We start from the raw sequence: 23,782 nt of genomic DNA on the forward strand, positions 1-23,782 counted from the left end.
TGAGGGGGATTTCTGTTATTTCCTCATCTTGATTTTTAATTGCCAACATTGAATTATTCTGAATGATTACGAAAGATAAATAGATCATCAGGATTCCAAACATGCAAGTCGTCAGCAAGATATCCACGTAGCCAAAGTACTCCATCTATTTTTCTAATGTAAAATCCTTTAGGAAAATCCTCCTCATCACTTACGATTTCTGAGGCAATTGTGATGGACCCAGAAGGCGCTCGATTTTGTTGTTGAGGATTCCCTGATTTACTTTCAGGTTGGTCTAAATATGCAAGTCTTACGTAAGGTCCGACCTCAAGAGGACATAAATCCAAGCCAAGTTTGTTTGCTTGTTCAATAAGCCGAGGCATCGTGGCTCCATCAGGAAAACCAAGATTTCTAACAGCAAGTTCAACAATTTTTAGGCTATACTTTCTTTCAGAAGTAATAAATTTATCATCAGATAATAATTTCTCTCCGTAATGATTCATCGAGATAGAATGCTCTTGTAACTTTTGAATTAGCTGCCATTTCGTTAGTCCACCAACCTCTATTGACTTAGCAATAACAGGGCAATCAGGATAAATTTTCAATTGTATCACTCCTTATTAATAAGCACCACATTATACATTTAATGAAAATAACGACATTCAAATCTTTTTCCTTTGCCGTTCGCTTACGTACATTTGTTCACGGTATCTTTCACATATAGTCTCAGAATACGGCTCTTGTCATGATTAAAAGCACAATTCTTGTTGCAGAATTGCGCCTAATTGTTAAGAATTGTTATTCAATTTATGTAAACAAATCAATCTACCTAGTGGCTACTTCTTTTTTTAATAAAGAATAGATAAACGTATCATATGCTTTTTCATTTTGCACCATATAGTCTCTTAGAATTCCCTCTTGCTGAAAACCTAGCTTCAGCAGTAACTGATTGGATGCTTCATTTTCTAAATACACAACAGCCCCAATCCGCTGTAAATTCATGTGTTCAAAGCCATAGGCGATTACTTGCTGAATGGCTTCTTTTATATATCCCTGTCGCCAGTAATCTGGATGGATTTCATAGCCGATTTCCGCTCGTTTGTGTGGAGCAGACCATAAATGATAACCAATCGTACCCATGACTTCTCCAGTTTCTTTACGCTCAATACCCCACCGTATGCCTCTCTTTTCCTCATAGTTTTTGTCAAAAAGCTTGATTAACTGTTCAGCCTGCTGTTTTTCAATAAAAGGTTCCTGCCCATAATAGCGTGTTACCTCCTCATTGGAAAGGCAATGAAAAATGGCAGGTACATCAGCCTGCGTCAGTTTTCTTAATTTTAGTCGATCTGTTTCTAACTTTGGAAACATCCTTCTTCCCCCTTCCCACTTCTATATCTTTAATCTCAAGCATAAAGGCGACTTCTCATACACCATGATCGATACATACTATCACCTATTACAAAAAATATATTTATTCCATCTTATGAAATTTCCATTTTTTGCACAAGTCATTTCTCTTAAATTTTAATAGAAATAACAAATATTACTATAAAAAATTTATAAAATAGCTTATAATAGAAAGCTGACTATGCACTCCTACATTAAGCATATAAAGGTGATTTCAACATGCTATCTTATGAACGTATTCTAATAATGGTCCCGCCGGTTCCCTAGCTACGCTTTCTACTTGTCACTAACAGAGTAGAATTTGCTTGTAGGAGGGCAATATGTTGAAAAAACAGGCTGTACCATCTTTATTGTTAATGATTGTTCTTGTGGCGTTCCCACAAATTAGTGAAACCATTTATACACCATCTCTACCGGACATTGCAGATGCACTTGGTGTATCCAATAGTTCTGTCCAATTAACCTTAAGCATCTATTTTATTGGATTTGCATTCGGTGTTTTTAGCTGGGGATGGATTTCTGATATTATTGGCCGAAGACCTGCCATGTTAGGCGGTTTAGTTTTTTATGGAATCGGGAGCGCATTATGTTTTTTTGCGGACACAATCTCCTTTCTCATTGTAAGTCGTTTTATTCAAGCATTCGGTGCTGCTACTGGCTCTATTATTACGCAAACCATTTTGCGAGAAAGTGTAGCCGGTCATAAACGACATGCAATGTTTGCACAAATTTCCGCAGTCATTGCGTTTACTCCTGCGGTAGGACCATTGATTGGGGGCTGGGTGGATCAAGCACTTGGCTTCCGGGCAGTATTTTTTGTCCTAGTGGTCATGAGTATATGGTTGTTCATCTATGCCTTTGTTAGGTTACCTGAAACGACGCAACCAACTGCTAGGCAAAGAATAGCGATTTGGCCTGTCGTCAAACGCATTTTCGCTTCCCCGACCGTTCTTGTCTACGGTTTGGTCATTGGGGGCATTAACGGTGTGCTATTTAGCTATTATGCGGAGGCACCTTTTATTTTCATTGATTACTTTCAGATGACGCCGGGTCTCTATGGTTTTCTTGGCATCATCGTAGCATTGGCCTCGATTATAGGGGCTATGATTTCTAAGCGACTTATCACCACACGTTTACCTCAACAAATTATTCATATAGGTTGTTCGGTGATGTTGATAGGGGCTTTCCTCTTAATAATTGTCTGTACTTTGCCATTGCCTACAAGTATGCTAGCCATAGGCATTATGGGTACAGTTTTTATCTTGCTGTTAGGCTCGGGCATTGCTCTTCCTAACTGTTTAAGTCTAGCATTAGTAAACTTTCAGGACGTCATTGGAACAGCAGGCGCCATCTTTAGTCTCGGCTATTACTTGCTTGTCAGTGTGATCACATATGGTATGAGTTTGCTTCACAATGAATCCTTGCTGACGATGCCACTTTATTTCTTGGGATTAACGACCATGATGTGGTTAAGTGCAAAAAAATATATTCGATAATGGATGTTAGCGGGCATCTTATCTACTAAAACAAAAATGCCACCCTGTTTTACAGGGTGGCTTCTTTTTTATTGAAAATAGTGATCCACAACTTCTTGTGCGGATTGAAACACCTTATTGCTTTGAGTCTTATAAAGGAATTTTGGATTCATACAGGCTTTCTCAAGACTTTTGGCTTGCTTTAACTTATCTGTCATTTGCTCAATAATATCCGTATAGCCGTCAAGCTGATTCGAGATTTTAGGTAGCATAATAGGTGAGATATCTAACACAATTGATACCTGATCCTCTGCGTAGCTATTTAAATTAATAAAAAAGCATTGTTCCAGATGCTTAGAATGTTTATCGATATTAATGACCGCCTTTTGAAAATGGGCGATGAGGCCTGTAGAAGTTTTCGTAATGTTAAAGCCTTGCTCTGTTAAATGTTGTTCAACGAGCTGTAAAAACTGATCAACCTCAGCATCTAGTTTTGGCGTGACCGTTGATTGGATTAAATCATCACAATTTTGATAAATTGTATCAATCTCAGTCTGTTTTTCAACAAGTATTTTAAAATTGGACATTGAATACACGCTTCATCTCCCCTTTTTATTAAGGTAGACATTCATGGAACGTTTTAGTCATAGACATAAAAAATTAACCAAGCTAGGGAGGTTCCTATGATAAGAAATTCTGTCAAAGCCATCATCCTCGTTGATGGTGAAATCTTGCTGATCAAAAATAAAATTTCGGAGGAACATTTTTATCTTTGTCCTGGAGGTGGACAAGAGCATGGTGAAACATTTCATGCGACTCTCCAACGAGAATGCCTTGAAGAAATAGGCGCATCTGTGCATATTGGAGAGCTTCTTTTTATCCGCGAATATATTGGGAAAAATCATGAGCATGCTGCCTTTGACGCGGATGTTCATCAAGTAGAATATTATTTTCTATGTCAGCTCCATGAGCAATTGCCCCAACCCACTAATCCAGATAGTCACCAAATTGGGACAGAATGGGTCTCAGTGGCAAGGCTCCACGAGTTCCCACTATATCCCAAATTATTAATTCCACAGCTTCAGCGATATGAGCAAGGGCTACAAACCACTATTTATTTAGGTGACATCAATTAGAAAAGGCTGCCTATTTTTAGAGACAGCCTTCTTCAGCATTAAATGTTTTGACCATTGTATAGTAGCTACTGCCAGGCGGATAATCTTTTATTTCCCCCACTACTTGATACCCTCTTTCCTCATAAAACGTACGAGCTTGGAACGAATAGGTTGTAAGCAAAGCCTTCTTAGCACCCATTTCCTGTGCGGCTATTTCTACCTGTGCTAGCAGCTTACTGCCCAAGCCTTTTCCCCGATACGCTTCTTGAAACCAACATTTATGTATTTCCAGCCATCCCCAATAAACTTCAGCGGTCAAACCACCGACCCATTGCTGTTGTTGATCCGTTACGATCAAATGGAGAGGACGAACCGCTCCCTTCTGTCTACTTTCCAGATGATATGGAGAATGCTCGTTATTAAAGCTACGAATTTTATCATGTGAAAAATTCGTAAAATCATCATACGGTTCTTATAAAATAGAAATATGCGTATCGATATGAAGTTCCTCCTAATCCTGATAACGTTTCAATAGTTTATCCTGATGCGCGACAAAAATTTCCTCAAGTGGTATATCATATTGATTGGCAATGACAATAATATTCCCTATTACATCGCCTAGCTCCTCAATGAGCTCTTGCTTATTTTCCTCATAGGTTGGTGGAATTTCATCTGGTCGATCTCGGCCAATTTCTAATGCTCGTATTGCTCTAGCTACCTCACCAGTTTCTTCAGCTAAAAAGCCAATTCGTGTAAATATGTTAAGCTCTGACCACCCGCGGCTTTCATAGTAGTCCTTTACCCAATGTTGAAACTCATTTAACTCCATTTTCGTTCCCCCTCCATTTCTTTCCTATTCAAATTAAATTATACTATAAAAGAATCTCATCAGATATGGAGGAGTCAACAATGAAAAGTATCGCAGTATTTTGCGGATCTAGTATCGGCGCTTTAGACGCCTATCGTGAAGGTGCAATTCAGCTAGGGAAAGAGTTAGCCAAACGTCAAATTACCCTTATTTATGGTGGGGCAAGCGTCGGCATTATGGCAACAGTGGCCAATACCGTGCTACAGGAAGGTGGAAAGGTTATTGGTGTGATTCCTACCTTGTTAGAGGAGCGTGAAATTGCTCATCAGCAGTTAACAGAGCTGATTGTTGTCAACACCATGCATGAACGCAAAAGTAAAATGATGGAACTAGCAGATGGCTTTATCGCCCTGCCTGGTGGTCCTGGTACACTAGAGGAATTTTTTGAAGTGTTTACTTGGAATCAAATCGGCCTCATTCAAAAACCTTGCGCCATTTTCAATATTGAACAGTATTTCGATTTATTAATCTCATTTTTTGATCATATGCAACAGGAACAATTTTTAAAGGCCCAATATCGGGAAGCCCTAATTGTTGAGGCAGAAGCTACAGCGCTTTTAGATCAATGTCAAAATTTTGTTCCTCCCGCTATAAAAACCTACGAGCTAAGCAAATAATCAGGTGGTAAGGGTAGTCATCCTTTTATTCGACTATGCTTACCACCCTTTTTTTATCTCGTCGCATCTCGCTTTTTCACCACGAATACAGCTACCAATACCATAATGAGCTTCACCACCATGATGATTACATATACACTAAATGATAGTATGGTCGGTAATAAAACAAGCCACCATGACCAAGTAATAATATCCGTTACCTTTAATAGGACAAAAACAATAGTCAATACTTCTGCAATGCCCATCTGTTCACCACCTTTGTATGTATGTTCACTATGTAGTAACTATATTCCTCAGTATAGGGGGATGATAAAGATATTTCATGTAACAGGAGGAAGTACCATGTATCCTTTAGTTTGTACTTTTAAAAAAAGTTGTGTAGGCTCAATCAGAATTTGCATTTCCAGCCAAGCATAATCTGAAAGATAATGAATTTTTAACAGACAAACCATTAGCAACCATAATGAAGAGAAGATTTCTCATCATCATAGTTTGTCACTTTCACAGTCATGATCCACGTTCAAAAAAATAATATGAATAATGCGCTACATGTAATGGCACATTACTTATAGGAGGTGGACAAATTATGTCTAGAATTATTGGTGTTGAAGAGTCTTTATCCAATATTGAAGATGCTTTAAAAGCGAAAGGCTATGAAGTCATCCAGCTTCGAAATGAAGAGGATGCTAAAAAATGTGATGCCTGCATCATTACTGGTCAGGACCGTGACGTCATGGGGATTAGTGATCCAATTATAAAGGGTCCTGTCATTGATGCGAATGGGCTTTCAGCTAACGATGTCGTTCAGCGTGTCGAAAAATATTTCCATTAATGATGAAGTGCTGTCGCGTAAACATTGCGAGCAGCACTTTCTTATTTGGTTTTTTCCTTACATACTTATAATCTCTACTTATAATACACCTATTAGTTGTACAAAATAAATAATAGGAACTTTAAAAAGTAGGGAGACATATGAGCCAAAAAAATATACTGCTTGTTATTTTAATGCTTACGACCACACTACTCATGTCAGGCTGTTGGGATGTAACAGAACCCCAACGGATGTATTATGTGCAAGGTGTTGGTGTTGATTATAAGGATAATGAATATATAGCGTACATCCAACTTATGAACTTCGCCAACGTAGCAAAAACTGAACAATCGAACCCACAAGCGGCACCAACTGAAGTCGGTAAAGCTACAGGAAAAACTATCGAAGAAGCCATTTATAAATTGTATCGTTCAATGGACCAAGAAGTTTTTTGGGGACATATGACCTTTCTCCTTTTCTCGGAAAAAGCAATGGAAAGTGAACATGCCATTCCCATAATCGACACTTTTTTACGCTTTCGAGAAACAAGATATCATATTTGGGTCTATTGTACACAAGACCCAATCGATGAAGTATTATTAGTAGCCCCTATTCTTGAAAAATCGCCGACTGCTACCAAATTGAGTAATCCCAAAAATACTTCGAAACAAGAGTCGTTTATAGAGCCTGTTAACTTGAGACAGCTAGTTATTGGCTTGAATGAGCCGAATCATGAAATGAAAGTCCCATTCATTTCTATCAATCAAAACTGGGAAACGGAAAAGGAATCCCAAACTGAAACCGCTTTTGCAGGTGTTGGCATTCTTTCAAAGAACGGTTTCAAAGGCTTTATTAAAGGCAATACAGCTCGAGGAATTGAATGGATGAATGATGCAACGAAGCAAGGGGAAATTACGGTAAAATTAGACAATAGCGAGGAGCGGGACTACTTAACTGTTGATATTAAAAAATTAGATGTCAAGGTCAAACCGATTGTGCGAAACAATCAAGTGAAATTTGAAGTGTATTTAAAATTTAATACTATTTTGAATGGCTTTAAAGGGAAAGTGACACCGAGTCAGGTCAGGAAAAAGGTGGAGAAAGAAGTCAAAAAGGAAATTATAGCTACTTTTGAGGAAGGCTTAAAATTGGATACAGACGTCTTTCGTTTGTCAGAATATCTCTATCGTGACAATGTGAAGGTATGGAAAAAAATACAGAAGGATGGCAAAATCCCTTTAACCAAGGAATCCATCAGTAAAATCGATATTCATATCAACAAAGTAAGCCCAGGGCGAAAATCGTTTGAAGAAACTCTTACCGAATAACAATAAGAGACCACCCAATAATTGGAGTGGTCTCTTGTTTATGATAGCACTTGATGAAGCTGATCAAGGACCGCTCCTCTACTTATGCCCCCGTGATAGCAAACAACCGTCTCAATTTCGAGGTCTAGGTATTTTTTTAAAGACTCCTGAGCTTCCGCCAAATCTAATACGGATGGCTCATGGATACCCACAATATTGCCATCAACACTGTATAGCGAGTCTCCGGCAATTAACGTTTTGCTTTGTGTCAAATAAAGGCTAATATGTCCCGGCGTATGCCCAGGTGTATGGATGATTTGAATACCTCCACAAAACGGCAGTTCCTCACCATCACTTAAAGTCTTATCCACTCGCCCCTTAGGAGGATTCTCTAAATGTGCATCTTTTAATAAGGGTAGTTCCCCTTGAATATAAGGTTGCTCTAGTGCATGCGCGTATATTCGTATTTCCTGTGCACATGTATCTATTAAATCCGGCAGGCAACCAATATGATCCACATCCTGATGCGTGAGAATGACCGCCCTTAGCTGGTTCAATGAAACACCAACCTGTGCCATAGCCTCTCGCAATTCTTCCATTTGTCCAGGAAAACCTGCGTCTATTAAAACAGCCATATCTTGATCCCACAAAAGCGTAGGATGAATCATGAATCCTTGATAATTCAGTTCCAGTACCTTTACGCCTTTCGATATTTCTATAGCATTCGCCCCCTTTGCCAAACATGAAGAGATAATGTGATCCTCTATTTAGTTTCTGCTTTCAGACTAAAATTTCCTGCCAACCCCGTCATGGACTTTAAAATTTTGTAGTCTGTATGTGATTATTTTTTCTCGTTCTCTTAGCATCTATATAAACGAACAGAGCAACAAGTAGAAAGCTTAGACTAACAAGACGGAAAATCATCTCTACACTCATCCATTCAGCTAAAAGCCCTAATAGAAAGGCACTAATGCCAACTCCACTATCAAAACTAGAAAGAAATGTTGCATTAGCCGCACCACTTTTTGCCTCACTGACTTTTTGAACAGTCCATGTTTGTAAACAAGGCATAACTGTTCCATAGCCTGCTCCGAACAGGATGGCTGCGATAATAAGCAACCAACTATTAGTCGCGTAAGACAACACCATCAATGATAAAAACCCTACTACTGCTGACACAATGATAATAGACCATGGCCCCGTTTTATCAAACCATTTTCCTGTAAAGGGACGTAGTAAGGTGGAAACAATTGCATTGATAAGGAAAAATAAAAAAATATGATCTAATCCTCTTTGTTCGCCGTATAGCACTAGGAAGGTAATAATTGCACCAAAGCCAAGCGTCGTCATAACAGTCAATAATGCTTGAAACCATACTTCTTTCTCAAAAATTGCTTCCATAAATTGAAATGGCTGTTTCTCATGCTTAACCGGTTCAGCCGAATAAACAAATTGAAGTGCTATCACTGCCAAAAGGCAAAGCATGCAAGAAGAATAGATTAATATACTGAAAGAAAAAGAATGATAGATTAGAATGCCTAAGCTAGGGGCAATAATAGCTCCTACGGTTGTCGAAATAGAAAAATAGCCTATCCCTTCACCTAATCTAGTTTTAGGAATTAAATCCACCGCCATTGTACTATTTGCAGTAGTCGACACTCCCCATGTGGCTCCATGGAAAAACCGTAACAGTAGAATGAGCCAAATCGTGTTCATAAAGGGATAAATGATTGTAATAATCATTAGCGTTATGCCTGCCCCCATAGCTAAACCTTTTCTATTGTTATCGACTAAATAATAGCCTACAAAAGGTCGAATGATAATAGCGCCTATTGTAAATACTGTAGTCACTAACCCTACCTGAAAGGGAGAAGCATGTAAGCTCATCAAATAGGCAGGTAGAATAGGTAGTAACATTTCAAATCCTATAAAAGTTAAAAAGTTACTCATAAATAATAAAAGAAATGCTGAAGTAAAAATAGTTTGTTTTTTCATTTTAAAATTCCTCGCTTCTAATTAATCTTTTAAATTAGAAGCGCTTGGCACACTGAAACATTCCTAAATTGCCTTAACTTTTTCAGCAATAGTCTCACCCTTTCAAAAATTTTTTGGTCAATTATTTTTTTAAAAAACGCAAAAAGACGCCAGAAAACCGGCGTCAGGAAATGCATAGAGTATTTTAAAAAAACTTTATCTATTAAATACAAGGGCAAAAAGCTTCCGGTTGCTGAATTCTATATGAAGTTTCGCTAAAAAAAGACAGACTGGTCCCGTTGAATGGACATCAGCTAATTGTAAAAATGTCTTTACTTCCATTGCAGCCATTCTAAAAATAGTATCCATCACTTTTTGCCTCCTTTCGAAATATCAATACATTATAATCTAATACAAAATAATTAAAAATGCAAATTCAGTTTTCCACCATCACAATCATTTAGCGCCACTTCGTACAACCTAGGAACTTATCTGTGCACAATATACCCCACCTTACGTGGAGCCACTACGTTTTGCTTTTCAACACTTTTCATACGATCATCTGGATTTTTTTTCATAGGAGTTATCAAAAGTTCAAACATGGTTAGTTGTTTAGCCATATTCATCCCCCCTTATGATTTTTAAAAATGTACATACTATTGCCTACTTTTCTTATATATGATTCATAACTCGTTTTTATACTAGCCATTTCCTTTCAAAAGAGAGTCATACTCAAAAAAATATAGACAACTTTATCCCTAGTTCTTTTATTTAAATAAAAAAGGGCAGCCTGATTTACACAAGTTACTAATCAATCTACTAGGAAGTAAAAGGTATCCTACTAGTAAAAGGACTGGCATCAAGGAAACAATTAAAGCCACTATTTTCAACTTCCCTTTTTGGCTAAAAAGAGCGGCTAGAAATGACGCTAATATTAAGGAGATGACCACAATGTCCCCAATTTCAGAGGTTCCATTCACTACAATGGGGGTAATAAAAGCAAAAAGAATGAACAAAGAAAATAATAACAATGAAATCATACTCAAATATTTTCTAAACACCATTACCTCACCCCTTATGGTTTTTTCTTCCATTATTTTAACATAAATCATTTCATTTCTTATTCAACTAAACCGCTCAGAAGTTAAATAAAAAAGAGCTGCACATGCAACTCCTAAGCTACTACCTACACTTCAACTGTTTTAACAACACTTTTTTATAAAATTCGTGCAGTCTTCCCGTCGATAATTTTAACATGTATATACGACGAACCTCCACCTTGAATAAAATGGTTTGGCACTTCAGATACATCAAGGAATTCCTTTATATGAATGGACTTTTTACGGTTAGGCTCAATCGTCATAAAGTAAGGACCAGCTACATTCATGAGCGACTCCATACGCTGTCCTTTTTCCGTTAAATGATCATCTAAAAACTCTAGCTCAAATGACACCGCTTCATTACTTCGATTTTGTAATTCAAGATGACATTCCCCCTGTAATATATGTTGGCTAACTACATCAAATTGGCATTCGCCATTCTCTGTATAGGAAATCGCCATGATGCCGCTAGCGAAAGTCTCTTGATAGATGGTTATCAGAAGTAAAGGGAAAAAGGTAAAGGTGATTAGCACTACACCAATCGAAAGCAGATGGAATTTTTTTATACCTTTGACCAATAAAATCACAGCAAGGATAAAGAGAACTGAACCAAGTATACCAAGCAACACATAGCCCTCATCTTTGAGGATAGGAAACGACATAAAAGAAATTCGAGCATTCAGCATTTGATAATTAGGAAATGGGAAAAATAAACACATACAAATTCCTAAAAGGATAATGGCAGTAACAAGCGCCTTTTTATTTCTTATCATTTTCCCCCTCCTCTTGTACAAATGAAAATAGGCGATTCTCCATTTCTACTTTTGCGCACATAATTCTCTAAAATTGCATCCACGACAATGCCATTTTTCTTGTGTTTGTTCAAAATCCACAAGGTCTACAGGCTCGTTGGAAAAAATATCACCTTGATAGTTAACTATAACTTTCATAAAGTTTCAGTGTAAATCAAAAGCTCTATTTAATAACGATTTTCAATCATTGTATTTTCATTATAAATCACCAACTGTTACTAAAAGTCATTTTAGGTCACTTTTTGGTCACTTTTTAGTCACTTATTTTATAGCAAAAGACCACTCGTATGGGTGGTTTTTCTTATTAAATAGCCTCACCTATTTGTTTTAAAATTTGCAGAAATAGTGGACTAAGGTTTATCAATACATAACCCAGCCCAGCATTCATAATCATTGACCAAGCTTTGATCTAACAACATTTCATTTATGCCCACTTCAATACTCGCATGGCATTCAATCAGGCACAGTATTGGGTATACAAGTGGGTATAAAAATCACCGAACAATATACCCAACTTTGCGAGGCTCTTTTACTTTCTTATCAACAGATTTATTAACATTTGTGAAAGGTTTATGTTTATACAAAAAAGCTAATCTTCTCTATTAGGAAAATCAGCTAATTCAATTTGTATGGCTAATTTATTGATTAATTATTTTTTTAAAGTGAATCATGATATTGTTCAAATTATTCTCTTGTCATTCCATAGCAAATACCATTGAAATAATCGCCTTTCGTGAAATTGATTTTTCTTAGTTGCCCCTCTTTCATGCAACCTAATTTTTCATGTAAGCACATTGATGCTTCATTGAAAGAGTAAACTGTTGTATTTACTTTCTGATAAGCGCGCTCCGAAAAGAAGAATCGAAGAACCATGAGAATCATTTCTTTTGCATACCCTTTACCTATATAAGGCTCAAATACAGCTAAATAGTAATCAAAGATACCATTTTTCAAATCACAATCAAACGTTTCTATCATTCCAACAATATTATTGTCTTTATCTACTGCAACAAAAAGGAATTCATCATCTTCTTCAGACAACTGCTCCTCTACCCATTCTGTCATTTTATCAGCAGAGCGAGGAAAATGAATCGAATCCATATTTCGCAGAATTTCGTCATCTAAAAATTCAAAAATAATGATATCTTCTGGTTGTTTTGCTCGTAATGTAAGTTTTCCCCAGTCCAATAACTAACTGTCATTTTCCTTATCCTCCAATGCATTCAAAAAGTGATAATTATAATAATTATTAGTTATGTAAACCATGTATTTATTACGTTTTAGGTTTAAATATAGTTTCAGTAAATTTTATCTCTTTTTTTATTACTCAATAATAGTTCAAATACACAAATTATAAATCCCATCTCTACCATTCAAGCCAGTTTTTAAACTTGGTCTATTAAATATCTCTGAACGACTACCACGTTCTTTTAACCAATTGTAGAAATGCACTAGAACATCATCCTACATAAATAGACCTCCCTAAATTACACACCGTCTAATACATCTTGGTTATTAAGTTGCAAAAAGGCAGTTGAAAATTCAACCGACCTTTCAACTGCCAACTCAAATATTATATTTTTATTAGTGCCCCTTAAATATTAAAGGGTTGTTTTTGATTACATTTTTGCAGTAAATTGCCTTTTTTACTTGTTTTGCACCACTAAAAACTAGATTAAGGACTAACCGGTGGAGTCAACCCTGGTAAAATAGGAGTTATTACAGCACTACCGGCTCCCAAACGAATTTGTTGAACTTGCAATACTTTCACAGTTAATTCTAATACGATTTTTTCACGTAATGTGCTGAAAGTACCTTCTGGTGCTGCCATAATTGGTGAAAAATCAAGCTCAAAGAAGTTCGCTGCTACTAATTCACCAAATGGTTGTTCATTGTATTTCACAAGATTTTGGAAGAAAGCTTTATCAAGACGAGCATCCAATTGAGTCCTTTCGTTCAGGAAGTTCGCTTCGGCAAACTCGGAAATTCCGATGATTGGAGTAGGTCCTTCAGGTGTTTGTGGAAAAATAAGTTCTGTAAAACCAGAAAACGGAACATCAGCAATTCTATCTCGAAGTGCTCCATTACACGCTGATGAAGCATATTCTATATTTTTACGAATATGTCCTGCAACAAACAATTTAGCTCTTGTTACCCTAAAAAAGTCAGTGTTATCAATACGTGCAAATCTAACAGGCACTAATTTAACTTGATTTAGGAAAACATTTTTTTTCACTCTTTTGATTTCAGTTGCAGCAGGATTTAGTGTAATATCTGACTCCACAACTATTTGAAGTGTTGGTTCTGCAAGTACAACTGGAATTTTAATAGTTGGAGCTGTAACCGGTGTAGCGATTACTGGTGTAACTTCATTTGTTAATGGTATTTGCTCCGTTGATGCTACAGGACAAGGTGATATTTGATTTAGATTTTCTGATTGTTCAATCAAAATAATTCCTCTTTTCATTTTTTAGTATTAGAGAGCGCTCTCTATATTGCTAGAATATGTAGCGATTAAATCTCTATATGGACTTGTATACTAGATTTTTCTGATTTTCAAAAAAGAGTTTTTGAACTAAAAGATAAGAATAAACATCAATATGTAAGATACTCACCATTTAGGGCACCTGGTTTTAATTGTTGAGTTATCTTTTTTGACTGAAGAATTTCAAGAAAATAATAGATTATTTTATGAGTATCCCTCCAACGAACCAGTAAACAGCGTGTTAATATATAATCAGTGTGTACTTTTGCTTCACCGTTTTTTGCCCGTTTTATTTTAATGTTACTTTTCAATTTATTTTTCTTATTTTTGATTTCCTAACAGGCACTTCTTTTTCAACAGCTTCTTTGACTACTTTTGCTCCTGCATTAAGTGATTTATTTTCTTCATCCTCTTCTAATGGCAAATTCATTAGATTTTGCATTAAAGCGTCCATACCTTATATTTCAAAATACATCTAAACCACCTCTTTTAAAAAGATTGTGAGCCTCTGATTATCTCCATTATTATTCACAGGTGGTGAATCCATTTTATATGTTTTGCCAGCTACTTCAACCCGCATATCTTCTGTAATATCCTTCTGGTACCGTATACCAATAACACATTTCCCTTGCCATTGTGTAGCATCAGAACTAAATAATCTGTAACCTTTTGCAGTCTTCAATTCCGCCCATACCGTTACGTGTTGAGTCCATTCTTCACTTGGCCATCCATTAGTTATCGTACCTGGTTGATTAAAGAAAGTAGCGCGCTTGTTCATACGACCTGCGTTATTGTTGTTGCGATAGTTCATCGTAATTCACTCACTCAGCCCATGTAAGGCCCCCTGCCGTATGGGAAACGAATGGAGGGGGGATACCCTATTTCTTGCCGTACTTCTGTACATCCTCGGTCGTCTTCTTGTTATGACAAGATTGACAAAGCAATTGTAAATTGTTTTCATCTAATCGCTTGATCCAGTCAGCAGTTAGTGGCATGATGTGGTCCACAAGAACCCCGACTGTGATTCGCTTTTCATTTAGGCAATGCTGGCACAAACCGTTATCTCGAATCTTGATGTAGTCACGACATTTAATTCAAGATGACGAATGGTAAAAGCGATAGTGCTTCTTGTTACGATGTACTTGTCATAGTAACGGTTATTATCTGTCTTGGATGTTTTATGTTGTTCGCAATCCATTACGTGTTAGGTTCGGACAGCCTGGTTTGTTGCATGGTCGTAGAGGTTTACTATTCATGCTGCTCTACCTCTTGCTTCACCCTATCCATGCTCTGTGCTATGGTGTCCTTTAGCTGTGCCTCGTCCTGTTTTAGCTGGTCTAGCTTATGGCCATCAGTCCACTTCATTTTTCGGTGTAGCTCACGCATCTTTGCTTGTAGCTTACGTGTTGATTCGTCTGTATAAAAACAGACATACTCACGTCCACAGTTAGGACAGGTGAAGTATGTCTTCTCTACTTTGTTATCCAGTTTGTCTAACTTGAAGTGCTGGACATAAAACCTATGACCACATGACTTGTTACACTTAGCGTAGATTGGTTCCATGTTATTCACTACCTTCTAATTGAGTTGGTAGTTTATTTCCGAAGTCACAACCCATAATATATTCACATTCACATTCGCTGTTCATGCTTTTTAATTCATCACTCGAATACAATTTAGAAGTACTCATTAGCTTACTGCACTTAGGACATTCTTCAAAGTTATCAATCGCATCCAACTCATCAGCCAATGCACCAACATGCTTGGCGATTGCTCGTAACTTTAATTTAGATTTGTCATCGAAATTCAAATCAATAGTGATTGCAGACTTTGGTTTTGACGATTGTTTCTTTAAGTCCCTGTAACACAGAAGGTTACTATCCTTCCTCTCATCGTAAGGCTTAGGTAAGACAGGTCCTCCACAAATAGGACAAGACACACCATCTAAATGTCTACCTATACATACATGAGACGAGTCATTCATACATTCACAAACTTGCATTATTCATCCCTCCACAATTCTTAGTTAATTGCATAATAAAAAGCCACAACTCGTAATGAGTGTGACTTGACTTACGAATTATTTGTTGGAATTAAAATACTCAATACCCATAAGAGTTAAACTAGGATTTACAATTTTATAATCGTAATATGTTTGGCCCATTTTTCTAATAGGATGGAAACCTTTAATTAAACCAGCCTCAAGCATAATTTTAATTAATCTACCATATTCCGGTTCAGTCATACCTAATGCTTGTACATTTAGTTTTTGTACAGGAATTGTATCATCAGTTATAGTGTCATTTAATACAGATAAAATTTTTATTATACTTTTTTTGTTATCCATTATTCCACCTCCCATCTACCTATATCATAGGACAAATGGAACAAATTGTTATTAAAAGAAGTATGATGCATGATTGAAAATTATAAGTAATAGGAGTGAAATCATGCAATTTATTCGAAACAAAATTATAGTACCGATTATAACAATCATTATTACTTTCGCATTTTTATATGCTGTTGCATATATCGGTGATAACTTGTTCTCATAAAAAGAGACTACCAATTTAGTAGTCTCAAATGCTTGTTTCCGACATACACGTACAAGCGAACGTGTTTATTTTGTAGTTGTTATTTTGTTTGCGTATTTCCGTACGCTTTTGATAAAACTTGATAATATCAATTTACACTGTTTTTTAGCGTAATTCACTATATGGCACAATTACAAAAAATTTGTTTGAACTATGCAACTTTCGTTACTACCAATGCAGAATCATCATAGGTCATGTTTCCAACTGTAGATGCAACTATTCTTATTTGTATAACATCACCTTCGTTTAACATTACTTGATCCGTTCGAGATAATGTACTGCTTTTGGATATAGTAACTATTTCGGTTTGATATATAGCTTGTTTTGTTGTGTCATCAGTTCCGTTAATTCTTAGGCTAAAAAGAACAACATGAAGGGTTGCTGCGACACCAATAGCGTTTACTATAGTTGAAAACGTGATGTTATAAACACCTGTGCTATTAACAGTAATAGAATTACCAACGATATCTAACGTTACTCCACTAGAAGGTCCAACTGTGTCAAAATCAACATTTGTACCAGGTAAAGAAAATGTTGATGAAGTGCGATACAATGAACCGTAAACTGGGGTAAATACTGGTGGTTCTGGTCCATTTTGAGGAACAGTTGGCCCAAGTGGACAACTAGAAACTCTAAACCTAGGGAAGTTTTTACAGCTTTCACAATCCTCGCAACTCGATTTGAATTCTCTCTTATTAGATGACAAATATATTCCTCCCACTATCATTACGATTAGAATATATTATGTTTGTAAAAAAATATTTGATTGTACAAAAGGACTTCTTTCTTCAATGAATATTAAACCCATCCCAATCGTTTAGCTGTTTCATCAATCAGCATATTTCTCTTACGTAATACCCTTTGTATTGACATATACAACTTATCTGCAACATGTTGCCATTCGTACGCTTCGTGCTTATCGAAATATCGCATGTCCACAATTGTTTTTTGGTCATGATCTAATTCTTTGTAAAGTTGTTCAAGTGTTGTGATGATGTTTTTCAAATGCTAATAATTCTTATCCTCTGCAAGAATAATAGTCCTATTACCTGTATTGTCTGAAATTCGATTAGATTTGCCGCCACCAATATTTGCATCTGTTTCTTGATGTGCATTCAACAATTCCCATTCACGATAGCGCAACTGCTTTTTAAGCTCATCTAAACTTGACCAATATTCTTCTATAGTTTTATTTTGTACTGTTGATAATTTACTCATATGCCCTCCACAATTTATAAATGGCATTTTGTGCTTCACTACTCGATAACGTAGGCATGTGCAGCACCTACCTTGTTTATTTCATTAATCAAGCTAATCGTCTACCTTTAGTATTTCTAGTACGCTTTCTATAGGTTGGTGACATATTAAACTTAATAGTCCTTTCACCAACATTAAATTCTTCCCCTAACTCTTTAATGGTGCCAATTGATAGTAGTTCATCATTGAATCACCACTTTACTCATATTGTGCAGTTAACTACTGTTGAAGCTAAAGGGATTGTTAATAATAAATTTATATATATTTTTAAAGAGGTGTATTTTAGTTAGTCAAATCTTTTTCAATATAAGGAGTAAGCATGAGTGCATATCCTGCATTCTAAGTGCGTTAGTCTTGAGTGGGTTCATTCATCTCGATTCCTGTCTTTGGATGGAAAAATAAAACAAGAGTAATTGATATTATTAAAGCAGATAAACCCTTTTTCATTTAGGGCATAAACCAATTCGAGCTGTAGCGTGTGCAAACGCTGCGGCTTTTTTTATTTATACATGCTCTACACCTAGAATCATCTAACTACAACGAATAACATAATAGTGTTTCCACAATAAACCCACCCGAAAAAATTCTTGGTCACATCCAGAAATGGAAGTGGCCCTTTTTAAATTCGCACAGATTGTTTAACAAGTTCTTTCTTCCTCACAGATAAATACCCATAAAAAATACATTTCAAATCATAAAATAGTAGTGTATAAAGCTAACTTATTTACTTTATACCTCCATCTTAAAGGGTCGCTGATGATGCCACAGTGACCCTTTTATAATTTCTATCCTCATATTGTTCAGCAACCCAGTACGTGAATTAGTTCTAGCTGTACTATACATTTAAGCTATTTTATATAATCAGGAATAAGCTCTATTCCAATAAAATTACGGCCATGTTTTAATGCAACCAACCTGTAGTTCCTGAACCAAAGAATGTATAAAGATTGGGTATGGCCTTCCCTTTTAGATGATGCTCTTGATTGGTATGAAAACAAATATGGGTTATGTGTATCAATTGATAATTTCACTATTTGTTTCGAACCATTAGGGGTTATTGAAATTTGATTGGATTGAAACACCAAAATTAAAATATGGAACATAACATTTCTTAAACTTTTTTATAAAATTTTTTTATCTCTGAATAGAACATACATTCTTTAAAGGTGGTGGTTATTATGTAAGTTTCACAGCAATTATAAGATTTAAGAAAGGAGAATAATTATGGCAAGTTATACAGTTTTACCACCTACCAAGAAAGGAGAACCTCGAATAAAAGTTACTGTTGAGCATGGGTATGATGAAGATACGGGTGAAAGACTTAGATATACTAAAACCATACGTATGAAATCCATGTCTGATCGTGCAATAAAGAAAGCTATTACAGATTTCGAAATTGAAGTATCAAATAAAGAAGATGAAAATTTAAAAAAAGTTGAAAATATTAAATTTGTAGATTTTATTGATCAATGGATGAATTTGTATGTTAAAGCTGAGTTGTCTTTTAAAACACGAGATACTTACAAAGTGAGCTTGAATAACGGTATTATAGAGGATTTAGGTAACTATAAACTTTCTAACATCAAAACTCTACACCTAGTGGAATGTCTAAAAAGATGGAGAGAAAGATGTCCTAGTGTAGCAAAAGGACAATATACTGTTTTAAAAAGCATCTTCTCTAAAGCAATTGAATGGAAATTAATTAAAGATAATCCTATGGACAACATTAAATCTCTTCGTTTGGAAACCAAAAAGAAGGACTTAGAATTTTACGATGAAGAACAGTTAAAACATCTTTTCAGAGTATTGGAAAGTGTAAATCCTAAACACAACTCCAGATTAAGTTGGCAGCAATGGTCGGACTACGACTAGCAGAAGTAGCAGGATTATGTGTGGAATCTATTGATTTTGAAAATAATACTATCTATATAGATAAAACCCTTCAATTTGATATTGAAATTAGAGAACTAAAAATTTTACCTCCAAAAAACAAAAAGCCTCGATTAGTTAACGTCCCAAAGAGTTTAATTCGTGAACTAAAGTTATTTGTTGACGACTATTTGGAACTAAAAAATAAAATGGATGACGCTTGGAATCCGATAAAAGATGATGATGGTACTCCCTTAAATTTAATCTTTACAAAATCAGATGGTTATCCATCAAAACCTGCTGCTATAGATCTTGCTTGGAGAAGAATTATTGAAAAGAATAGTTTACCAAAGTTGAATTTTCACGCTTTACGACATTCATATGCCTCATTTATGGTCAGTCGGAATGTAAATTTTAAGATCATACAGGAGCAACTAGGTCACTCTGATATAAAAATGACAATTAACACATACAGTCATTTAACCAAAAAGGATAAAAATGAAGCAAGCGACCATTTCGATGAATTAAATTAATTGGTCACTTTTTGGTCACTTGCTCGATTTTTCGTCATACTTTTGCGCACATAATTCTCTAAAATTGCATCCACGACAATGCCATTTTTCTTGTGTTTGTTCAAAATCCACAAGGTCTACAGGCTCGTTGGAAAAAATATCGGCTTGATACTTTTTCATTTCTAACACACTATACTGAAATGTATGTAAAATATTTTCCATATCAATATCGGTGAAGCTATATTTTTTCCGTTTTCCCGTTAGTAAATATTCATTATAGACCTCGATTTGCTCAAGCGGCACCCGATATTTTTGCTGCACATAATAGGCATAGAGGGCTAATTGCTGACGATCATCATCTGACTCTCCCCCCGTCTTCCAGTCCACGATAACCCATTTATCTGTTAGTTCATTAAAGTAATGAAAATCCATTACAACAAACACTTGGATATCGTTGATTTTCATCGACCGAAATTGTTCTGGTTCTCCAATTCGTAAAGAGCCTCTTTGTGATGTAATTTGTTGAAATGTTTCACTTATCAAAAAATGCTCAAAGACAAGCTGGATTCGTTCTTTATAATCCTTTACTAGGTCAGAAGAAAGTTTGCCAGAATAGTATATTTCCTGCATCATATAATATTTATTTGGCTTGTGCCTCCAAGATTCAAGATGGCGAGTAGAATCTATAAATGCCGCATTCAGCTGTCCTCTAGCCCCATGAATCAGCTCCTCTAATGTGGGGGGCTGTCCGGTTTGTAAATAATCATTAATAGCCTGCTCAATAAAACGGTGAACAATTTGCCCAAATAAAATAGGCATGGGCTGCAGCTTTTTCAAACGATAAACAAGTTGATGATAAGGCTCCACATTGTAGCTCAGCCACCCGTTATGAGAAAAATAATATTCATAGCCATATTTACGGGCACAACTTGTTAGCGTTTTATGGCGTGACAGTGACCACGAAAAGGTAGGATATGGTGTAATTTCAAACAGGACAATCACCTCCTATAACTGCTGGATAAAATCATAAACAAGCTGTACGATCAACACAATGGTTACAATACGAAGTAGGAGTTTTACTTGATTTGCCTTCACCTTTCTTGCTAAAACAATGCCAATTTGCGCACCAATCGTAGAGCCTACCATTAAAATCAATGTAAGTGGCCATTCAATTTTTCCCGTAGCAATATAAGTAATTGCTGCTCCTGAGCACATGGCGAATACACCTACCCTTGAGAGTCCAACTGCTTTAATATAAGAAATTTTCTCATGAGCATATGTATAAAGGGCTAGTGTACTACTGCCAGGCCCAAACATGCCATCATAAAAACCAACTCCAAGAAGGATTGGACCATTCTTTCGATTCATCATAAAGAGTTCTTTATGGCCAAAATCAGCCCCACCCATAAAGGACATCATTAACGCAAAGCCTAGTAAAACGATGGCAATAAACGTCAATGCTTGGCTACTCATAAACGAAGCAAAAAGTCCACCCAATGTTCCACCGATTAACGATACTAATAAGACTGGCTGCATTTCTGACCATGCTAATTCTTTTCGTTTATAGATCGTATAAAAGCTCGAAAAAGCACTTACCATATTGGACACTTTATTGGCGCCAATGGCAGAATGAACTGGCACCCCCATTAACATCATCGTTGGTAAGGTGATTAAACCACCGCCACCCACTAATGTACCAATGACATTCCCAATGATTCCAATGAATAAAAATAACAAGTATTCCATCATATCCTTCTTTCTCTCTCACAAAAGCAATCATTCTATGATACAGTATAACAGATTGTAATTTTGAATGAGGATGGAAATGAGGGCAAGGATGCAAACACAACAAAAAACACCAACACCACGCTTTTGTCACCAGCTAACGGTCGTCGTGGCCATCATTTTTTTAGCTGGCTTCACAGCTACACTGATTCAATATCAAAAGCTTCCTGCAACGATTCCAGTTTTACAAAGCTTTACGAGTGACCACGCACAATTCGGACCAAAAATCGCCATATTTTATTTACCTTTTATTGCACTCATGCTATTTTTACTTTTGCACTATTTAGAGATGAAAGCAGCCTATCCTGTGATGCGTAAAAATAAACCGCCGCTGTCCCATAGTCAGCGTCAAAATGGCATCATGACATTTTGTCTCATAAAAAATAGTATTTTATTGTACTTTACGTACTCCCTTTTCAATGACCTTACGATCGCACTTGGGCACGATCGTATTTTACAGCAATGGCATGCGTATCTCTTTCTTTTCTTGCTCTGTGGTATTTTCAGTATGGGAATCGTACGAGGCATTTTATTGAATAAAAAGCATTAAAAAAGACGTATTAAAGAGTTGCTCTTTAATACGTCTTCCAAACATGAAACTACTCTATGGATTGCATAAATAAAATAAGCTGATCCTCTTGTATGCAATCGATGGCAACTTTATTACGTGACAGGTGACCACATTTTTTACATTGATGTACAATTTGATAACCTTTTTTAGATGAATAATCAATAGTAATCGGTTGCATTAACCCTTTACATGGATTGGCTCTATCACCAGGTATAATATCTAGGTGCTTAGAATATAAACAATGTGGGCAATGATTGCGGAAACTACCATTGTTTAATGGGATCACGTCCAGCCCACACTGCTCACAATGAAATGCTGTATTTTCAGTTTTTCTACTCAAAAGAATTTGTTACCGTTTCGCTCTACAAAACGATTACTTCTAGTTCCACCTTCAAAAGAACATTTTTCATCTCTTTATCCGAACCACGATTGACTTTAGACTATTGTATCAACCACTGTAAGACGGACCTCTCCACCTTCCACTAGTCGGTGCTCATTGATCATCACTAACTTAGGCATTCGTCCCCTTATGAACAATTGTAGGAAATCTATTTACCTTCAAATGATCGACTCCTCATACGTTTCATGTTTTATTTAGTATACCAAATAGTTATTCACCATCCAATTCTCTTTCCATTTGTCTAAAATTATGTATTAAACCATACTTTTGTACACCACGCGCTTGTTCGATGCTAGCATCAGCCCATTGGCGGAACAATTCTTTATTGTTTTGGCTATGGGCGTAAACTGCCTCTACAGCAGGTTGCATCCAAGGCTGTGTCAGCTTGTCACTTCTCATAGCTGCCGTTCGACCTTCCATGGCTGCAATATAGCATAGGGCGTAGCTTGACAATGGCTCCTTGTTAATTTGCTGGGCAGCAGCCTTTGCCGCTCCAAGATTTTTTTCCATAATCGCTTTCGTAAATAGGTAATTGTTTTTGATGGCTGGCTGCTTATAATGGTGGATGATGACATCCATAGCACGAATCTGTTCGTCTACCGTTTCATAAGCGGATGCATAGAGAGCCGCAAATATTGGTTCTTTCCGACGGCGCTTCACCCATTTATCTACAAGTTCCATATTGTTTGTTCGATATAAAATATGTACATGACGATAAATAATAGCTACCACGAACAAAGCAATTATACCGAGGGAAAAGGATAGCCGCACCCCTGATAAAGATAGCCCCATTGCCAGCAAAATAATGGCTAAATAAATGACTGTTAATTGAACAATTTTCATA

General features: G+C 36.4%; 32 protein-coding genes and 2 pseudogenes. 8 read left to right on the plus strand and 26 right to left on the minus strand.

Going from position 1 to position 23,782, the window contains the following annotated elements:
- Positions 1 to 53: 53 nt before the first annotated feature.
- Positions 54 to 584: a hypothetical protein gene (locus ACOZBY_RS12775; protein WP_031419826.1), complete on the minus strand. Its 531-nt coding sequence runs from the start codon at positions 582 to 584 to the stop codon at positions 54 to 56.
- 220 nt (positions 585 to 804) lie between these two features.
- Positions 805 to 1,347: a GNAT family N-acetyltransferase gene (locus tag ACOZBY_RS12780; RefSeq protein ID WP_031419825.1), complete on the minus strand. Its 543-nt coding sequence runs from the start codon at positions 1,345 to 1,347 to the stop codon at positions 805 to 807.
- Between the two features lie 362 nt (positions 1,348 to 1,709).
- Between ACOZBY_RS12780 and ACOZBY_RS12785 the strand changes: the two genes are divergently transcribed.
- Positions 1,710 to 2,882 carry a multidrug effflux MFS transporter gene (locus tag ACOZBY_RS12785; protein WP_031419824.1) on the plus strand — a complete coding sequence of 391 codons (1,173 nt, stop codon included), beginning with the start codon at positions 1,710 to 1,712 and terminating at the stop codon, positions 2,880 to 2,882.
- Between the two features lie 68 nt (positions 2,883 to 2,950).
- On the opposite strand, the gene ACOZBY_RS12790 is transcribed toward ACOZBY_RS12785, so the two are convergent.
- Positions 2,951 to 3,448 (minus strand): hypothetical protein, encoded by a 498-nt coding sequence (locus tag ACOZBY_RS12790; protein ID WP_012294067.1) that lies wholly within the window; start codon positions 3,446 to 3,448, stop codon positions 2,951 to 2,953.
- Between the two features lie 96 nt (positions 3,449 to 3,544).
- On the opposite strand from ACOZBY_RS12790, the gene ACOZBY_RS12795 reads away from it, so the two are divergent.
- A complete protein-coding gene (locus tag ACOZBY_RS12795; protein ID WP_012294066.1) occupies positions 3,545 to 3,997 on the plus strand; it encodes an NUDIX domain-containing protein in 453 nt (150 codons plus the stop codon).
- A gap of 16 nt (positions 3,998 to 4,013) precedes the next feature.
- On the opposite strand, the pseudogene ACOZBY_RS12800 reads toward ACOZBY_RS12795, so the two are convergent.
- Together ACOZBY_RS12800 and ACOZBY_RS12805 are read right to left on the minus strand one after the other, a co-directional pair.
- Positions 4,014 to 4,412 (minus strand): annotated as a pseudogene (locus ACOZBY_RS12800) (GNAT family N-acetyltransferase); the annotation flags it as partial.
- Between the two features lie 75 nt (positions 4,413 to 4,487).
- On the minus strand, positions 4,488 to 4,805 hold the full coding sequence (locus tag ACOZBY_RS12805; protein WP_422762437.1) for a MazG nucleotide pyrophosphohydrolase domain-containing protein: 318 nt from the start codon (positions 4,803 to 4,805) through the stop codon (positions 4,488 to 4,490).
- An 80-nt stretch (positions 4,806 to 4,885) separates the two neighbouring features.
- Here ACOZBY_RS12805 and ACOZBY_RS12810 point away from each other — a divergent pair, with 80 nt between their 5' ends.
- Positions 4,886 to 5,461 (plus strand): TIGR00730 family Rossman fold protein, encoded by a 576-nt coding sequence (locus ACOZBY_RS12810; RefSeq protein WP_031419819.1) that lies wholly within the window; start codon positions 4,886 to 4,888, stop codon positions 5,459 to 5,461.
- Positions 5,462 to 5,514: 53 nt separating this feature from the next.
- Here ACOZBY_RS12810 and ACOZBY_RS12815 read toward each other — a convergent pair whose 3' ends face one another.
- Positions 5,515 to 5,706: a hypothetical protein gene (locus ACOZBY_RS12815; protein ID WP_012294062.1), complete on the minus strand. Its 192-nt coding sequence runs from the start codon at positions 5,704 to 5,706 to the stop codon at positions 5,515 to 5,517.
- A gap of 341 nt (positions 5,707 to 6,047) precedes the next feature.
- Between ACOZBY_RS12815 and ACOZBY_RS12820 the strand changes: the two genes are divergently transcribed.
- Together ACOZBY_RS12820 and ACOZBY_RS12825 are read left to right on the plus strand one after the other, a co-directional pair.
- A complete protein-coding gene (locus ACOZBY_RS12820) occupies positions 6,048 to 6,293 on the plus strand; it encodes a YkuS family protein (protein ID WP_012294061.1) in 246 nt (81 codons plus the stop codon).
- Positions 6,294 to 6,433: 140 nt separating this feature from the next.
- Positions 6,434 to 7,600, plus strand: a complete 1,167-nt coding sequence (locus ACOZBY_RS12825; RefSeq protein ID WP_422762438.1) for a Ger(x)C family spore germination protein — start codon at positions 6,434 to 6,436, stop codon at positions 7,598 to 7,600.
- Between the two features lie 38 nt (positions 7,601 to 7,638).
- Here the strand turns inward: ACOZBY_RS12825 and ACOZBY_RS12830 are convergent, their stop codons facing one another.
- The 16 genes and pseudogenes from ACOZBY_RS12830 to ACOZBY_RS12905 form a co-directional block, all read right to left on the minus strand.
- A complete protein-coding gene (locus tag ACOZBY_RS12830; protein ID WP_036215718.1) occupies positions 7,639 to 8,298 on the minus strand; it encodes an MBL fold metallo-hydrolase in 660 nt (219 codons plus the stop codon).
- Positions 8,299 to 8,395: 97 nt separating this feature from the next.
- Positions 8,396 to 9,574, minus strand: coding sequence for an MFS transporter (locus ACOZBY_RS12835; RefSeq protein WP_012294058.1), 1,179 nt, complete (start codon positions 9,572 to 9,574; stop codon positions 8,396 to 8,398).
- A gap of 195 nt (positions 9,575 to 9,769) precedes the next feature.
- Positions 9,770 to 9,922 (minus strand): hypothetical protein, encoded by a 153-nt coding sequence (locus ACOZBY_RS12840; protein WP_196244418.1) that lies wholly within the window; start codon positions 9,920 to 9,922, stop codon positions 9,770 to 9,772.
- A gap of 119 nt (positions 9,923 to 10,041) precedes the next feature.
- Positions 10,042 to 10,173 (minus strand): hypothetical protein, encoded by a 132-nt coding sequence (locus ACOZBY_RS12845; RefSeq protein WP_257216143.1) that lies wholly within the window; start codon positions 10,171 to 10,173, stop codon positions 10,042 to 10,044.
- Positions 10,174 to 10,769: 596 nt separating this feature from the next.
- Positions 10,770 to 11,426: a hypothetical protein gene (locus tag ACOZBY_RS12850; RefSeq protein WP_416277789.1), complete on the minus strand. Its 657-nt coding sequence runs from the start codon at positions 11,424 to 11,426 to the stop codon at positions 10,770 to 10,772.
- Positions 11,427 to 12,149: 723 nt separating this feature from the next.
- Positions 12,150 to 12,667, minus strand: a pseudogene (locus ACOZBY_RS12855) (GNAT family N-acetyltransferase).
- 473 nt (positions 12,668 to 13,140) lie between these two features.
- Positions 13,141 to 13,914 (minus strand): CsxC family protein, encoded by a 774-nt coding sequence (locus ACOZBY_RS12860; RefSeq protein WP_422762439.1) that lies wholly within the window; start codon positions 13,912 to 13,914, stop codon positions 13,141 to 13,143.
- A gap of 343 nt (positions 13,915 to 14,257) precedes the next feature.
- Complete coding sequence (locus ACOZBY_RS12865; RefSeq protein ID WP_422762440.1) at positions 14,258 to 14,392, minus strand: hypothetical protein; 135 nt, start codon at positions 14,390 to 14,392, stop codon at positions 14,258 to 14,260.
- 33 nt (positions 14,393 to 14,425) lie between these two features.
- Positions 14,426 to 14,761 carry a phage head closure protein gene (locus ACOZBY_RS12870; protein ID WP_422762441.1) on the minus strand — a complete coding sequence of 112 codons (336 nt, stop codon included), beginning with the start codon at positions 14,759 to 14,761 and terminating at the stop codon, positions 14,426 to 14,428.
- A 67-nt stretch (positions 14,762 to 14,828) separates the two neighbouring features.
- Positions 14,829 to 15,005 carry an HNH endonuclease signature motif containing protein gene (locus ACOZBY_RS12875; RefSeq protein WP_257216144.1) on the minus strand — a complete coding sequence of 59 codons (177 nt, stop codon included), beginning with the start codon at positions 15,003 to 15,005 and terminating at the stop codon, positions 14,829 to 14,831.
- 193 nt (positions 15,006 to 15,198) lie between these two features.
- A complete protein-coding gene (locus ACOZBY_RS12880; RefSeq protein WP_422762442.1) occupies positions 15,199 to 15,513 on the minus strand; it encodes a hypothetical protein in 315 nt (104 codons plus the stop codon).
- A gap of 1 nt (position 15,514) precedes the next feature.
- Positions 15,515 to 15,952, minus strand: coding sequence for a hypothetical protein (locus tag ACOZBY_RS12885; RefSeq protein WP_422762443.1), 438 nt, complete (start codon positions 15,950 to 15,952; stop codon positions 15,515 to 15,517).
- A gap of 78 nt (positions 15,953 to 16,030) precedes the next feature.
- Positions 16,031 to 16,297, minus strand: coding sequence for a YjcQ family protein (locus ACOZBY_RS12890; RefSeq protein ID WP_031419795.1), 267 nt, complete (start codon positions 16,295 to 16,297; stop codon positions 16,031 to 16,033).
- 398 nt (positions 16,298 to 16,695) lie between these two features.
- On the minus strand, positions 16,696 to 17,250 hold the full coding sequence (locus tag ACOZBY_RS12895; protein WP_051889631.1) for a hypothetical protein: 555 nt from the start codon (positions 17,248 to 17,250) through the stop codon (positions 16,696 to 16,698).
- A 92-nt stretch (positions 17,251 to 17,342) separates the two neighbouring features.
- On the minus strand, positions 17,343 to 17,549 hold the full coding sequence (locus ACOZBY_RS12900; protein ID WP_422762444.1) for a hypothetical protein: 207 nt from the start codon (positions 17,547 to 17,549) through the stop codon (positions 17,343 to 17,345).
- Positions 17,550 to 17,552: 3 nt separating this feature from the next.
- Positions 17,553 to 17,762, minus strand: coding sequence for a hypothetical protein (locus ACOZBY_RS12905; RefSeq protein WP_031419793.1), 210 nt, complete (start codon positions 17,760 to 17,762; stop codon positions 17,553 to 17,555).
- A 1,263-nt stretch (positions 17,763 to 19,025) separates the two neighbouring features.
- Between ACOZBY_RS12905 and ACOZBY_RS12910 the strand changes: the two genes are divergently transcribed.
- Both ACOZBY_RS12910 and ACOZBY_RS12915 read left to right on the plus strand, forming a co-directional pair.
- Complete coding sequence (locus ACOZBY_RS12910; protein WP_422762445.1) at positions 19,026 to 19,673, plus strand: phage integrase central domain-containing protein; 648 nt, start codon at positions 19,026 to 19,028, stop codon at positions 19,671 to 19,673.
- A 20-nt stretch (positions 19,674 to 19,693) separates the two neighbouring features.
- Positions 19,694 to 20,203, plus strand: a complete 510-nt coding sequence (locus tag ACOZBY_RS12915; RefSeq protein WP_155273157.1) for a site-specific integrase — start codon at positions 19,694 to 19,696, stop codon at positions 20,201 to 20,203.
- Between the two features lie 15 nt (positions 20,204 to 20,218).
- On the opposite strand, the gene ACOZBY_RS12920 is transcribed toward ACOZBY_RS12915, so the two are convergent.
- A complete protein-coding gene (locus ACOZBY_RS12920; protein ID WP_257216146.1) occupies positions 20,219 to 21,184 on the minus strand; it encodes a PD-(D/E)XK nuclease family protein in 966 nt (321 codons plus the stop codon).
- Positions 21,185 to 21,187: 3 nt separating this feature from the next.
- Positions 21,188 to 21,928: a sulfite exporter TauE/SafE family protein gene (locus ACOZBY_RS12925; protein ID WP_031419780.1), complete on the minus strand. Its 741-nt coding sequence runs from the start codon at positions 21,926 to 21,928 to the stop codon at positions 21,188 to 21,190.
- Positions 21,929 to 22,019: 91 nt separating this feature from the next.
- Between ACOZBY_RS12925 and ACOZBY_RS12930 the strand changes: the two genes are divergently transcribed.
- On the plus strand, positions 22,020 to 22,517 hold the full coding sequence (locus ACOZBY_RS12930) for a hypothetical protein (RefSeq protein ID WP_031419779.1): 498 nt from the start codon (positions 22,020 to 22,022) through the stop codon (positions 22,515 to 22,517).
- A gap of 49 nt (positions 22,518 to 22,566) precedes the next feature.
- Here the strand turns inward: ACOZBY_RS12930 and ACOZBY_RS12935 are convergent, their stop codons facing one another.
- Positions 22,567 to 22,878 (minus strand): RNHCP domain-containing protein, encoded by a 312-nt coding sequence (locus ACOZBY_RS12935; protein WP_031419777.1) that lies wholly within the window; start codon positions 22,876 to 22,878, stop codon positions 22,567 to 22,569.
- 270 nt (positions 22,879 to 23,148) lie between these two features.
- Positions 23,149 to 23,781, minus strand: coding sequence for a hypothetical protein (locus ACOZBY_RS12940; RefSeq protein WP_031419775.1), 633 nt, complete (start codon positions 23,779 to 23,781; stop codon positions 23,149 to 23,151).
- Between the last annotated feature and the right edge of the window lies 1 nt (position 23,782).

The sequence above is a fragment of the Lysinibacillus sp. NPDC056220 genome (genome assembly GCF_049315265.1).
GTDB classification, from domain to species: Bacteria; Bacillota; Bacilli; order Bacillales_A; family Planococcaceae; genus Lysinibacillus; species Lysinibacillus pinottii.

Excerpts from the sequence above, each read along its gene's own strand:
- ACOZBY_RS12890 (WP_031419795.1), bottom strand. The coding sequence starts at position 16,297 with ATGGATAACAAAAAAAGTATAATAAAAATTTTATCTGTATTAAATGAC.
- ACOZBY_RS12780 (WP_031419825.1), bottom strand. The coding sequence starts at position 1,347 with ATGTTTCCAAAGTTAGAAACAGATCGACTAAAATTAAGAAAACTGACG.
- ACOZBY_RS12815 (WP_012294062.1), bottom strand. The coding sequence starts at position 5,706 with ATGGGCATTGCAGAAGTATTGACTATTGTTTTTGTCCTATTAAAGGTA.
- ACOZBY_RS12930 (WP_031419779.1), top strand. The coding sequence starts at position 22,020 with ATGCAAACACAACAAAAAACACCAACACCACGCTTTTGTCACCAGCTA.
- ACOZBY_RS12910 (WP_422762445.1), top strand. The coding sequence starts at position 19,026 with ATGGCAAGTTATACAGTTTTACCACCTACCAAGAAAGGAGAACCTCGA.
- ACOZBY_RS12885 (WP_422762443.1), bottom strand. The coding sequence starts at position 15,952 with ATGCAAGTTTGTGAATGTATGAATGACTCGTCTCATGTATGTATAGGT.
- ACOZBY_RS12840 (WP_196244418.1), bottom strand. The coding sequence starts at position 9,922 with ATGGATACTATTTTTAGAATGGCTGCAATGGAAGTAAAGACATTTTTA.
- ACOZBY_RS12905 (WP_031419793.1), bottom strand. The coding sequence starts at position 17,762 with ATGAGTAAATTATCAACAGTACAAAATAAAACTATAGAAGAATATTGG.
- ACOZBY_RS12810 (WP_031419819.1), top strand. The coding sequence starts at position 4,886 with ATGAAAAGTATCGCAGTATTTTGCGGATCTAGTATCGGCGCTTTAGAC.
- ACOZBY_RS12790 (WP_012294067.1), bottom strand. The coding sequence starts at position 3,448 with ATGTCCAATTTTAAAATACTTGTTGAAAAACAGACTGAGATTGATACA.
- ACOZBY_RS12805 (WP_422762437.1), bottom strand. The coding sequence starts at position 4,805 with ATGGAGTTAAATGAGTTTCAACATTGGGTAAAGGACTACTATGAAAGC.
- ACOZBY_RS12850 (WP_416277789.1), bottom strand. The coding sequence starts at position 11,426 with ATGATAAGAAATAAAAAGGCGCTTGTTACTGCCATTATCCTTTTAGGA.
- ACOZBY_RS12880 (WP_422762442.1), bottom strand. The coding sequence starts at position 15,513 with ATGGAACCAATCTACGCTAAGTGTAACAAGTCATGTGGTCATAGGTTT.
- ACOZBY_RS12820 (WP_012294061.1), top strand. The coding sequence starts at position 6,048 with ATGTCTAGAATTATTGGTGTTGAAGAGTCTTTATCCAATATTGAAGAT.
- ACOZBY_RS12870 (WP_422762441.1), bottom strand. The coding sequence starts at position 14,761 with ATGAACTATCGCAACAACAATAACGCAGGTCGTATGAACAAGCGCGCT.
- ACOZBY_RS12795 (WP_012294066.1), top strand. The coding sequence starts at position 3,545 with ATGATAAGAAATTCTGTCAAAGCCATCATCCTCGTTGATGGTGAAATC.
- ACOZBY_RS12825 (WP_422762438.1), top strand. The coding sequence starts at position 6,434 with ATGAGCCAAAAAAATATACTGCTTGTTATTTTAATGCTTACGACCACA.
- ACOZBY_RS12865 (WP_422762440.1), bottom strand. The coding sequence starts at position 14,392 with ATGCAAAATCTAATGAATTTGCCATTAGAAGAGGATGAAGAAAATAAA.
- ACOZBY_RS12925 (WP_031419780.1), bottom strand. The coding sequence starts at position 21,928 with ATGGAATACTTGTTATTTTTATTCATTGGAATCATTGGGAATGTCATT.
- ACOZBY_RS12940 (WP_031419775.1), bottom strand. The coding sequence starts at position 23,781 with ATGAAAATTGTTCAATTAACAGTCATTTATTTAGCCATTATTTTGCTG.
- ACOZBY_RS12835 (WP_012294058.1), bottom strand. The coding sequence starts at position 9,574 with ATGAAAAAACAAACTATTTTTACTTCAGCATTTCTTTTATTATTTATG.
- ACOZBY_RS12845 (WP_257216143.1), bottom strand. The coding sequence starts at position 10,173 with ATGGCTAAACAACTAACCATGTTTGAACTTTTGATAACTCCTATGAAA.